Annotated in this window: 8 protein-coding genes and 2 tRNA genes; 4 read left to right on the top strand and 6 right to left on the bottom strand. The window is 59.5% G+C overall.

Annotated elements, in window-relative coordinates; all coding sequences use genetic code 11:
- The first annotated feature begins 18 nt into the window (after positions 1 to 18).
- Positions 19 to 495, top strand: coding sequence for a transposase (locus SYN63AY4M2_RS01125; RefSeq protein ID WP_276307820.1), 477 nt, complete (start codon positions 19 to 21; stop codon positions 493 to 495).
- A gap of 12 nt (positions 496 to 507) precedes the next feature.
- Here the strand turns inward: SYN63AY4M2_RS01125 and SYN63AY4M2_RS01120 are convergent, their stop codons facing one another.
- On the bottom strand, positions 508 to 2,208 hold the full coding sequence (locus SYN63AY4M2_RS01120) for a primary-amine oxidase (protein ID WP_240530467.1): 1,701 nt from the start codon (positions 2,206 to 2,208) through the stop codon (positions 508 to 510).
- A 970-nt stretch (positions 2,209 to 3,178) separates the two neighbouring features.
- Here SYN63AY4M2_RS01120 and SYN63AY4M2_RS01115 point away from each other — a divergent pair.
- A complete protein-coding gene (locus SYN63AY4M2_RS01115; RefSeq protein ID WP_099835940.1) occupies positions 3,179 to 5,824 on the top strand; it encodes a GAF domain-containing protein in 2,646 nt (881 codons plus the stop codon).
- Here SYN63AY4M2_RS01115 and SYN63AY4M2_RS01110 read toward each other — a convergent pair.
- Positions 5,825 to 5,897, bottom strand: a tRNA-Arg gene (locus SYN63AY4M2_RS01110). It lies immediately after the preceding gene.
- A gap of 157 nt (positions 5,898 to 6,054) precedes the next feature.
- Between SYN63AY4M2_RS01110 and SYN63AY4M2_RS01105 the strand changes: the two genes are divergently transcribed.
- Positions 6,055 to 6,501 carry a hypothetical protein gene (locus SYN63AY4M2_RS01105; RefSeq protein ID WP_011430201.1) on the top strand — a complete coding sequence of 149 codons (447 nt, stop codon included), beginning with the start codon at positions 6,055 to 6,057 and terminating at the stop codon, positions 6,499 to 6,501.
- A 310-nt stretch (positions 6,502 to 6,811) separates the two neighbouring features.
- On the opposite strand, the gene SYN63AY4M2_RS01100 is transcribed toward SYN63AY4M2_RS01105, so the two are convergent.
- A complete protein-coding gene (locus SYN63AY4M2_RS01100; protein ID WP_041438291.1) occupies positions 6,812 to 7,012 on the bottom strand; it encodes a hypothetical protein in 201 nt (66 codons plus the stop codon).
- A 305-nt stretch (positions 7,013 to 7,317) separates the two neighbouring features.
- On the opposite strand from SYN63AY4M2_RS01100, the gene SYN63AY4M2_RS01095 reads away from it, so the two are divergent.
- Positions 7,318 to 7,391 (top strand) — tRNA-Pro (locus tag SYN63AY4M2_RS01095).
- Positions 7,392 to 7,453: 62 nt separating this feature from the next.
- Here SYN63AY4M2_RS01095 and SYN63AY4M2_RS01090 read toward each other — a convergent pair.
- The 3 genes from SYN63AY4M2_RS01090 to SYN63AY4M2_RS01080 form a co-directional block, all read right to left on the bottom strand.
- Complete coding sequence (locus tag SYN63AY4M2_RS01090) at positions 7,454 to 8,767, bottom strand: folylpolyglutamate synthase/dihydrofolate synthase family protein (protein WP_240527673.1); 1,314 nt, start codon at positions 8,765 to 8,767, stop codon at positions 7,454 to 7,456.
- A 102-nt stretch (positions 8,768 to 8,869) separates the two neighbouring features.
- Positions 8,870 to 10,453 (bottom strand): phosphoglycerate dehydrogenase, encoded by a 1,584-nt coding sequence (gene serA / locus SYN63AY4M2_RS01085; RefSeq protein WP_099812151.1) that lies wholly within the window; start codon positions 10,451 to 10,453, stop codon positions 8,870 to 8,872.
- Positions 10,454 to 10,656: 203 nt separating this feature from the next.
- A complete protein-coding gene (locus SYN63AY4M2_RS01080) occupies positions 10,657 to 10,893 on the bottom strand; it encodes a DUF3148 domain-containing protein (protein ID WP_041438293.1) in 237 nt (78 codons plus the stop codon).
- Positions 10,894 to 11,070: the final 177 nt, after the last annotated feature.

Genomic DNA, 11,070 nt, shown 5'->3' with positions numbered 1-11,070 from the left:
GCCACGAAAGTTGCTTGTTTGCAGTTGCACGTTGCCCGACAACGCAAAGCGTTCCACTACCAAGTGGCGCACTGGCTGGTGGGGCAATACGACCTGTTGGTGGTGGAGGATCTCAACGTCCGAGGGCTGGCACGGACTCGGTTGGCTAAATCGATTTTGGATGCGGCTTGGGGACGATTTCTTGACATTCTGACAGCAGTGGCGGTCAAACGCGGCAAACAGGTGTTGAGAGTGGATCCCCCTGGTACGTCCCAAAATTGTTGTGTTTGTGAGGAGCGTGTTCCCAAGGCCTTGTCGGAACGGGTGCATGATTGCCCCCGTTGCGGGTCGTGGGACAGAGACTTGAACGCTGCTATCGAGATTTTGAAGCGAGGACTCAGGGCGGTGGGACTGCCGCTCTCTGGCTGTGGAGGATCCTGGTTTACCAGTCCGTTGAAGCAGCAACTCCGAGAAGTGATTCTCGGAAGCTCCCGTCTACAGCCCGTCAGGGCTTAGCGGGAGAAGATGTCACTTCACCAGCCCTTCCCCACCGGGGTGTTGGTTGGGGTAGTCCCCCGCCGGGAACTTTTCGCCAGGGTGATAGGGTGTGGCCCAGAGGTGGTGGGCCAAATACCCCGCCCGTCGATACAGCCAGGAGTCGGGGTGGGCCAGGAGCTGGACATTTTCTCCTGGGATCAACTTGTAGGCCACCGGCTGCCCCAGGCGATTGTGGCGGTTGGGGTTGACAATCTTCCAGTAGCGCCCCCGCAAGGGATCCACCGTTTGCTTAGCTTCCTGCTCGGTTTTGAGCAGGGTGGAGCGGGCGCGAAAGGCGTTGCCGTGAGGGTTATCCGGCCCCAGAGGCAGAGGTTCTGCATGCACTTCATAGAGGGAGTTGCACGGCCCATCCACCGCCATATCGAGGCGGACAGTGAAAAAGTGCTGGTGGTTGAGGCCAGACAATTGGGGTGCCACCAAGACGCCAAACTCCGGCTCTTCCCCCGGCAACGTGGCGCAAGTGTTGATGATGCCGGTGAGCTTGGCTTCAAACTCCAGCGTGCCATCCTGGTAGAAGTACCAGAAAAAGCCGTAGTCGTAGTTGCCAATGGTGGTGAAAAAGGAAAGCAGCAGCCGCCGCGAGCGCCGCACCTGGGCTCGCTCCGTGCGCCAGTCGGTGTGCTTCCAAAGGATGCCAAAATCCTCCTCGTGCATGCAGACGGCATTTTTCAAAAGCATGGGCTCACCGCTGTTGGTGGGCAGCCAGGCATCGAAGTAGTAGATTTCCCCCAGACAGTCGCAGCCCAGCCGCAGGGAATTGGCCTGCATGCCGATGCCGTATTCCCCCACGTCAAAGGCGTTCTTGCGGCAGTGGGGATCGCGGGGATCGCCGTAGGGCACCACCATCTCGGCTACCGAGGCGCGGTAGAGAATGGGGCGAAGGCGGCCTTGATCCTCGTAGCTCACCTGGTGGAGGACGAGCCCCTCTCGCGGGTTAAAGCTGATGCGCAGATCCCACTTCTGCCAGCGGATGTGGTGGCCGTCCACCTGGAAGCTCACCCCTTGGGGCTGAGTGATTTCTAGCGGCTTCAAGTCTTGGCGAAAATCTTTGAAAAACAGCTCGTCGAAGTTACCGGACTCCGGCGGCAAGGGCCACAGACCCCGATCCTCCACCTTGACAACTTGCATGCGGTTGAGGTCAATCCAGGGGTAGAGCCCCTCGATGGGGCGGGCATAGCCGTTGTCGCAAGGGGAAGTACGTAGGAAACAAAAGCCTCGCACCAGCCGCCGCCCTTCTTCTTCCGGGATCCCAAAGTAGCCCACCGTCCAGTAGTCCACCATCACCAAATCCACATCGGCAATGCCTCGGCGCTGCAAAGTCGCTAAAAACTGGGGATCCTCCTTGAGCAGGCGGTCGCAGGCGTACACCTCATCATCCAACAGGGGGGGCTGCACGCCCGGAATGAGCTGCCAAGAGCGCACCTGCTGTGTTGACAGAGAGACCACGGCTTCGTAGGTGTTGCCACTGGCCGGATCCAACAGCACCACGAAAGCCTGCCGATCCCACGGCTGCCCCGGCTGCCAAGTTTCCATCCAAGGCCGATCCGGCTCGTGTAGCTGGATGGTTACAAAGCGCCACTGAGAACTGAGGGGCCGTTGCCGGCGCAGGATCTGCACCACCTGCCGCATTTCCTCGGCGCTAAGGGGATCCAAGGGGTGGCCTTGGGGCAACGCAGGTTCGCTCGACTGATGCTGTCGATGCAAACTGGGAGAAACTTCACAAACCACAGCAATAACCTTGAATTCTTCGGTTGGAAAATGATTGAGTTGAGCTAGGAAAAAATAGGGAGAAGTCTGCTGAGAAAGGTCAAAGGGATCCCTTCGCTCGCCATGCCGCGGGCCAGCCCATCAACCCAACTCAGAGAATCCAGAAAACCTAACAGCAGGCTAAACAGACTATCCTGTTGCCATCGCCAACATCGGGCAACTTTGCAAGAGATACCCGGGGAAAGGAAAACTTAAGCCAAAGCCCAAGGAAGTGAAGACAACCTCGGCCCTGCTAATTGTCCAGATCTAGCAATCTTCTGTTTCCCCGTCCGCTAACCAAATGAAGAGGGCAACGGCACCTTGAGAAGCCGCGCCAGGGCGAACAGGAAACCGTCAACCCATCGGGAAAATCTGAATACAGGTCTTACTACAGATAAACCCAAACTCGAGAGCAGGAGAAGTTTTCTGTGATTAAACGTCAGGCTTAACGTTGCACAGGAAAGCATAAAAAAAAAGAGAAAACGCTTCACGCAGGCTAAGGGCAGGATCACACCGAGAAAGCTCAACGCAACGTCAACTCTCGCAAGAGCGCAAAGACATCTCGAAGCCTGCCCCAACCCTACCTGCCAGGGGGATCCCACTGCTTGGGATCCGAAACGCAACCGACCATCACTATAGCAGAGGCACCCCCCTTTCCCACAAGCCCGGCCCAAAGCCTCCCGGTCGCATCAGCAGGGTGTGACCCTAGGCCTTCTCCCCGTGAAGTTGAAGTCCAGCTCAAGTTGAAGGTTTGGTGTCGGAGAACACATATCTAAGAGTTACCCTGGAGCCATGCTTAAGGTTAGGAATTTCTAACAGTTCGAATAGTAGGATCTCCCAGGTTCTCTGAAAATCGTCCACAATGAGGCAGGGCTCATAGAATCTGGTGAGGGAGATGGCTTCAACTCGATACCGCCTGGTGCCGGTGCGGCCAGGAGACGGCAGCTTTTATCCAGAGCATCTCTATTTGGCTCTGGAAGCCACCCAACTGGGCTATTGGCAACTGGATTTGCGCACCTGGGAGTTGAGTGCCTCTCCCCAATGCAAGGCCAAATACGGGCTGGATCCCGGCGAGGAGTTCACCCTGGAGATGTTTTTTGAGCGGGTTCACCCGGAAGATCGCCCAAGGGTGAAGGAAGCTTTGCAGTCGGCGGGGCGCAGGGCGACGGAGGGGGATCCCAACTTTGCCGTCGAGTACCGTGCCTGCTTAGCCAACGGACAGGTGCGCTGGTACCTCTCCCAGGGCATTGTGCTCTTGGGGCCGGAAGGGGATCCCAGCCATGTTGTGGGCGTAACGCTGGACATCACCGAGCGCAAGGAACTGGAGGCGGCTTTGGCCGAACGGGAGTGCCACTATCGGCAGATGCTGGAAGCTTTGCCCGACATGCTCTTTCGCCTCGACCGCCAGGGCCGATGTTTGGAGATCAAGCCCCCCAGCAACTTTCCGACGCAGTATCCCCCCGACCATTACTTGGGCAAAACCCCGGAAGAGCTGTTTCCCCCTGGGGAAGCCCAAGCCGTTCGCCAGCATCTGGAGCTGGCCTTTGCCACCCAGCAAATCCAGGAGATGGAGTACTGCTGGACGGAATGCTCTTCTGAGCCTCAGTATCGGCAGGCTCGTTTTGTGCCTTTCGAGAACGAGCAAATGCTGGTGATGGTGAGGGATATTACTGCCCGCAAGCAAGCCGAGCTGAAGCTGCAGCAACAGGTGCAGCGGGAAAAACTGTTCAACCGGCTGATGCAAGCCATCAACGGCTCCCTGGATCTGCCGACCCTCTTTGAGGTAGCCGTGCAGGAAGTAGGCCAGGTTTTGCAGGCAGCGCGGGTTACCCTTTACCAATATCTACCTGAGGAGCGGGTGTGGGTGGCCATTGTCGGCCATGTCCGCTCTCCTGAGGTGCCCAGCTTCCTTCACCTGCGCATACCGGATGATCCAGAGATCCCAGCCATCCAGCAGTTGAAGCGGCTGCAGGTTTTTCACGTGCGGGATCCGCAGCAGGTTGCCGATTCGTTTGCGCTGCAGGAAAGGCAAGACCACCAACTCGGCCCCTGGCTGGGGATCCCCGTGGCCTGCCAAGGAAAGCTTTGGGGCGCCCTAGCCCTAGGGCGCTTGATCTCTGAGCCGGACTGGCAAGCGGAGGAGATCGAGCTGGCCATAGCGATTGGCGATCACCTGGGAGTGGCCATCCACCAGGCCGAACTTTATCAAAAGCTGCAGCAAACCAACGCCGAATTGGATTACCAAGTGCGGGTGCGCAACGGCCAACTGCAGCAAGCCTACGAAGACGAGGCCCTGCTGCAACTGATCACGGAAGAAATTCGCTCCAGCCTAGACGAGCAAAAGATTTTGGAAACCGTGGCGCAAGAACTGGCCCTCAGGCTGGGTCTTTCCGGCTGCAGGATTGCCCTGCACGACCCAGAACGACAGGCCAGCGTTTTGGCGGTGGACTATCGGCCCGACCAAGGGATCCGCCGTTTTCCCCTGGAGATCCCCTTTGCCGATTTTGCCGAGGTGCTCCAGCAGCTTCGGGGTGGGCAGTTCTGCTATTTCAGCAACCTTGGCCACCCCTGCTGGCCCGGCTACGAGCGCCATACCCTGCTGGTGGTTCCCATCTGCGATTTGCGGGATCGAACAGGCCAGCAAAAAGACTCGCTGCTTTTGGGAAATATTTGCGGATCCCGTCCGCCGGGGCAGGTGTTTGGCGAGCGGGAGCAACGCCTGATGCAGCGGGTGGCCGGCCAATGTGCAATTGCCATTCGCCAGGCTCGGCTTTACCAAACCGTGCAGCAGCAGGTGCAGCAGTTGCAGGAGCTCAACCACCTCAAGGACGAGTTTCTGCACATGGTCTCCCACGAGATGCGCACGCCTCTGACCAACATGAAGCTGGCGATTGGGTTTTTATCGAGGGCCAACCTGACCGAGCGGGAACAGCGCTACTTGCAGATTTTGGAGATGGAGACCAACCGCGAGCTGGACTTGATCAACGAGCTCTTGGAATTGCAAGCTATTGAAGCCGGAAATAGGGATCTCAAGCTGACCTGGTTATCTCCTCAAGAGTGGATCCCCAATCTTTCCGAGCCCTTCCGGCTGCGAGCTGCCCAGCAGGGCCAACAGTTCCAGGTGGAATGGGATCCCGACCTTTTGCCCCTCTGCACGGATGAGAGCCTGTTGTCGCGGGTGGTGGGCGAACTTTTGAACAACGCCTGCAAGTACACGCCGGCTGGGGAAAGCATCTGTTTGCGCTTTAGCCAGAGCCATCAACAGGGCCGTCCCGGCTGGCTGATCGAGGTGGGCAATACAGGGGTGGAAATTCCTCCAGAGGCGCTGCCCCGCTTGTTTGAGAAGTTTTACCGTATCCCGCAGTTGGATCGCCGCAAGGCCGGGGGAACGGGCCTGGGCCTGGCGTTGGCCAAAAAGGCTATGGAGATCTTGGAGGGATCCCTGACGGTGGCAAGTCACTCTGGCCAAGTCATCTTTCGAGTGTGGTGCCCCTCTCAAAGTCGAACGCCACAAGCCGGGATCCCAGGCGAATCCACCTAGCGCCTTGCGCAGGACTCGAACCTGCAACCATCGACTTAGAAGGTCGGTGCTCTATCCATTGAGCTAGCAAGGCAAGCTGCAGAGCCATTATATCCTTGGAGGAGTTTCCTCTCTGAGGTCGGCTACGCGGCTTAACCCGCTCTCTTAATGCCCCCCAAGGAGCTTCGTTTGGGGATCCCAGTCGCTAAAGTTATCATGACAAGGTCTTGGTTTGGAGAACCGGGATCTCGATGTCATCGCCTCGCGATCCTAGCTCAGTCGAGGAAAAGAAGGCTGCTCGCGGCTGGGGGTCGGAAAACCCTCCCGGCCTGGAATCTCTCTCTCCGCCAGCCAGGCGCCTGTTGCGCCTCTACCATGGCGGCAGCTTCCTCTTTCTGGGCCTGTTGTGGCTGCTGGTCGGGATCCCCAGCCTTTGGGCGCTGCGGGCAGATATTGTTCGCTTGTGGAACCATTTCACCTGGACAGGCCTGCGCTATGCCCTATTTTACCGGCCCGGCTGGCCCACCTTTGGTTTGCTGCTTTGCGTCAGCTTCACGCTGGGGATCTTGATCGCCCAAAGCCGCTACGAGCTGTTTGGGCTCTATCCTATTGAGCGCTTGATGCTGGAGCGCCAGTCCCGCTGGATTTTGTCTTTGCCCGCCTGGCATCCGCTGCGGCGCTGGCTGGCGCGCACTTAAATGCGCGGAATTTCCCACCGTATAGACGGTGGGAAGGGATAGAGCATAATGAGTTTTCGTCTGTAAACTACCCGGCTCCGACCGCCCCCCGTATACGGGGGGCAGGGGGGCGGGGGGATAGGGGGGGTTCCTGCGGTTTCTAGCTGAAAATCTGGAGGTGTTCCGTCCAGGGATCCTCATCCTTGGCCGGGAGGGCAATACGGCAGAGCTAGTGTTCGATGGTCGGGATCGCCGCTTCCCTGGCGGGGTTGCTGGCCGAGGTTCTCCGCGAGCAGCAGGTGCTTTAGGCGTTCGCTCGGCCCGGATCCCTTCAGCGCCGTCTGGAGCAGTGACGTAGCAACCAACTGGCAGCGGCCCGATCGCCTTCATCCCAGGCCAGTCGCTCCACGGCCACCATCACCATCGAGGTAATCACAGCCTCGCTCAGGTGGCGGGAACGCAAGCGCTGCACGGCTGAGGTGGCGGCCTCTAGGTCGCGTCTGCGGATTGCACGCAGCAGCTCATCGGACATAGACAAGGCCAACTCGCCCCACTACCTTTCTACCGCAGGAGCCAGAACCTCCCCTTCTCCTTCACCTTCTTGTCAGATAACGCAAAAGTTTGTCTGGCTTCCCCAAAATCTCTTAAAGAACATCGGCGAAATTGTTGGAGAAATCGTTACACTTTCTTCGTCTCTGGCGTACACTACCCGGCTCCGACCGCCCCCCTTCCCCCCCAACCCCCCATATACGGGGGGCAGGGGGGCGGGGGGATCTAGGGAGGTACAGGGCGGGGCTCCTGCGCTTTCTAGCTGATCATCTGCCATAATTACAAGAGCGGGATGTAGCGCAGCTTGGTAGCGCATCTGCTTTGGGAGCAGAGGGCCGCAGGTTCAAATCCTGTCATCCCGATGGGGCCGGTAGGGGAAGCGCTAGGGGTCTCCGAGCGCTCGGCCAAACTGGTGGCAGGAACCTCAGCAGGCCAGATCCCATCCCAGGCAAGCTTGCATCACCTGGCCCAAGAGGTATAGGGATCCACAGATAACCGCGGGCGGCTCGTCGAGGTCAGCCGGCTGCTGCAGTTGGGCTTGTAAAGCGGCAAGATCCGGCAGCGCCTGGACAGAGCGAAGATGGGGCTGCAAGATCTGGGCCAGGTGGGCCAGTTCTTGCGGATGGGTTCCGGCGTGGCCGAAGAGGGGCAGGGCGAAGAAGCGATCCCCCGGCCGCAGCAGGGTGGCGAGCATGCCCTTGACGTCTTTGGTGGTGAGAATGCCCATATACCAGGTGAGGGGGCCGGGCTGGTGCTCATCTAGGTAGCGGCGCAGCGCCTGGGCGGCGGGCAAGTTGTGGGCCCCATCCAGCAGCAGCTGGCGGGAGCCAATTTGCACCCACTGTAGGCGACCCGGCCAACGGGTGAGGGCAAATCCTTTCTCGACAGCGACATCTGGGATCCGCCAACCCTGTTCCTGCAGGGTCTCCACAACGGCCAGAGCTACCGCCCCATTGATCAGTTGCACCTCACCGGCAAGAGGCAGGGTAAGCACCTGATCCCGCCAGCAGACAGTCTGAGGACCGGCCCAGTGCAGGGGCTCCACCACCCGCAGGGGGCTGCCCGTCTGCTCGGCTCTAGCCCGGATCACGGCCATCACCTCAGGGGGTTGGGGCGCGCACACAGTCGGGATCCCCGGCTTGAGAATGCCGGCTTTTTCAAAGGCAATTTGCGCCAGGCTGTTGCCCAGACGCTGCCAATGATCCCAGCCGATGGAGGTAATGGCGGTCACTACCGGCTCGATGCCGGCGTTGGTGGCATCCAGCCGCCCCCCCAGCCCCACTTCCATCACGGCAATGTCCACCTTCTGCTGCCGAAAGTACAGCCAGGCAGCGGCGGTAATGGCCTCGAACTGGGTGGGGGAAGCCTCGCCTGGAGCGTAGGTCTGCAGGCAATCTCGCACTTGGGCCAACACCCGGCTCCAGTCGCCTGGCGAAATGTACTCGCCGCTCAGCCAGATCCGCTCCCGCCAATTGACCAGGTGGGGAGAGGTGTAGCGACCGACGCGATAGCCCGCCGCCCACAGCGCGTGGCTGACCCAGGCGCAGACGGATCCCTTGCCGTTGGTGCCGGCCACGTGGATGGCTGGGATCCCGGCTTGGGGCTGGCCCAGGCGCTGCAGCAAAACCTGCATGCGATCCAGGCTGAGGTCGACGCCAAAGTGGCCTAGCGACTCCAGAAACCCCGGCCAATCCCAGGTTGAGATCCCACCCGTCGGCGGCAAGTGATTCGGACTCAAGCGTTCACCTCAACTCAAGATATCCCCACCAACCCCAGCAAAGAGATTGCCCTCCCCTCTGCTCAGGCCGGTTGCGCACTTCCCCAGTGGCGGCAGAAGCCGTCAAAGGTTCACCACAAAAGCATCGCGAATACCCGGCTGCTTCAACACCTCTTCGATGATCCCATCTGGCAGAGGATCGTCGAGGCTGAGCACCATCACCGCATCGCCGCGGATGATCTTGCGCCCCACCTGCATGCTGGCGATATTGACGTTGTAGGCCCCCAGCAGGGTGCCAATCCGCCCGATGATCCCCGGCATATCCCGGTGCAGGGTCATCAGCATGTTGGCGGAGGGGGGCACATTCACCGGGAACTCGTCGATCTGGGTAATGCGCACCTCCCGCTCCCCGATCAGCGCCCCCGAAACAGAACGCACCCCGTTGGGGCCGTGGGCAATCAACGTCAGGGATCCGGAGTAATCCTTCAAAGAGGGATCTCGCGTCTCCACCACGCGAATGCCTCGTTCCTTGGCCTCGATGGAAGCATTGACGTAGTTGACGCGCTCCCGCAGAGCCAGCGTCAAAAGCCCCTTGAGCGCGGCGATGACGATCGGCTGGCCATCTTTTTCCGCAAGGGATCCCTGGAGGCGGATCTCCAACTGGCTCACCCGATCCCCCGCCAACTGGCCCACTAAGTTGCCCAAAGTTTCCGCCAAGTCCAGGTAGGGCTTGAGGCTTTGCAGCACCTCCGCCTGCAGGCCAGGGATGTTCACGGCAGAACGGGCAGGCAGCCCCAACAACACATCGCGGATCTGCTCGGCTACGTCGATGGCTACGTTGACCTGCGCCTCCTCGGTAGAGGCCCCCAGGTGAGGTGTCAGCAGGATCTCCTTGCCCAAGGAAAGGAGAGGTGAGTCTTTGCTGAGGGGCTCGTCGGCAAAGACGTCCAGGGCCGCCCCCGCAATTTGGCCGGACTTGAGAGCTTCATAAAGGGCTTGCTCGTCCACCAAGCCGCCGCGGGCACAGTTGATCAGGCGGGCGGTCGGCTTCATCATGCGGAAGGTCTCAGCGTTGAACAGGTTAGTGGTCTCAGGGGTCTTGGGGACATGCAGGGTGATGTAGTCTGACTCCTGCACCAAGGTTTTGAAATCCACTAGGCGCACCCCCAGTTGCTCCGCCCGCTCCATCGAAAGGTAGGGATCGTAGGCCAAAAGCCGCATCCCCATCGCCTTGGCAATCTGGGCCACATGGGATCCAATGCGACCCAATCCCACAATCCCCAGCGTTTTTTTGTAGACTTCTACCCCGACAAACTCCTGCCGCTTCCATTGGCCCGCTTTCAGAGAGGCATTGGCATCGGCGATGTGGCGGGAGAGGGCCATCATCAGAGCGATGGCGTGCTCGGCGGCAGCAATCGTATTGCCCTCAGGGGAGTTGACCACCAGGATCCCAGCTTTGGTGGCGGCAGCCACGTCGATGTTGTCCACGCCCACCCCCGCCCGACCGATGATTTTCAAGTTCGTCCCCGCCTCGATCACCTCGCGGGTGACCCGCGTGCCGGAGCGCACCATGATGGCGTCGTAGTTGGGAATGACCGCGATCAACTGCTCCGGCGTAAGGTCGGTTTGCACATCCACCTGGGCCACTTGGGAGAGGATGTCGATCCCCGCCTGATCGATGGGATCCGTGACGATAACTCTGGGCATAAGCGACGATAGCCTAATCGGATGTAGGGCAACAGAAGCAGAAGAGCCAATACTGCAAGCTAGGCTGGATCCCAGCCACCCTGTTGACCCAACCTCAGCCGGCACCCTTTAATCTACCGCGAAAGTCCGCCGGCACGCGCAAGACCCGCAGCTCCCAAAGAGCAAAAGTCCCAGTCTCCTGAGCTCCGGCGGAGATGGGGCGCTCACGGGCGGGATCCCACAAGAGCCAGGTACTTGCCGTCAATTAAAAAGATGCCATTGGCAAACTGCACACTGTAGGTGCCCAACAGCCGCCGCTGCAAGATCACCCCTTGTTCGTGCAGCCGAATCAAATGGGCGGGGCGCAACATCGGCATCGGGTCAGCCGTTTTCAAGTAAGGAGGCATCTCTACCACCTCAACCCTCGCCCCCACCGGCAGCAAATCTTGAGCTTCAGACATGACCCCACAAGCATCGACGCTACACAACAAAAGGATAGCTTGGTAGCCCTGCACTTGAGTGCAGGGCGGAAAAGCCCGCTAGCCACTTTAGTCGCTTACCCATGATGGGGGTCGTTGATATAGTTTCATAGCTCAAACAACCTGTCCCTGACTTCTCCTACCAAGACCTCTTTCCTT

The sequence above is a fragment of the Synechococcus sp. 63AY4M2 genome (genome assembly GCF_002760475.1).
Taxonomy (GTDB): Bacteria; Cyanobacteriota; Cyanobacteriia; order Thermostichales; family Thermostichaceae; genus Thermostichus.
This window is presented reverse-complemented; position numbering and strand designations above follow the sequence as displayed.

Coding starts and splice junctions, on each gene's coding strand:
- SYN63AY4M2_RS01115 (WP_099835940.1), top strand. CDS start 3,179: ATGGCTTCAACTCGATACCGCCTGGTGCCGGTGCGGCCAGGAGACGGC.
- SYN63AY4M2_RS01105 (WP_011430201.1), top strand. CDS start 6,055: ATGTCATCGCCTCGCGATCCTAGCTCAGTCGAGGAAAAGAAGGCTGCT.
- SYN63AY4M2_RS01100 (WP_041438291.1), bottom strand. CDS start 7,012: ATGTCCGATGAGCTGCTGCGTGCAATCCGCAGACGCGACCTAGAGGCC.
- serA (WP_099812151.1), bottom strand. CDS start 10,453: ATGCCCAGAGTTATCGTCACGGATCCCATCGATCAGGCGGGGATCGAC.
- SYN63AY4M2_RS01080 (WP_041438293.1), bottom strand. CDS start 10,893: ATGTCTGAAGCTCAAGATTTGCTGCCGGTGGGGGCGAGGGTTGAGGTG.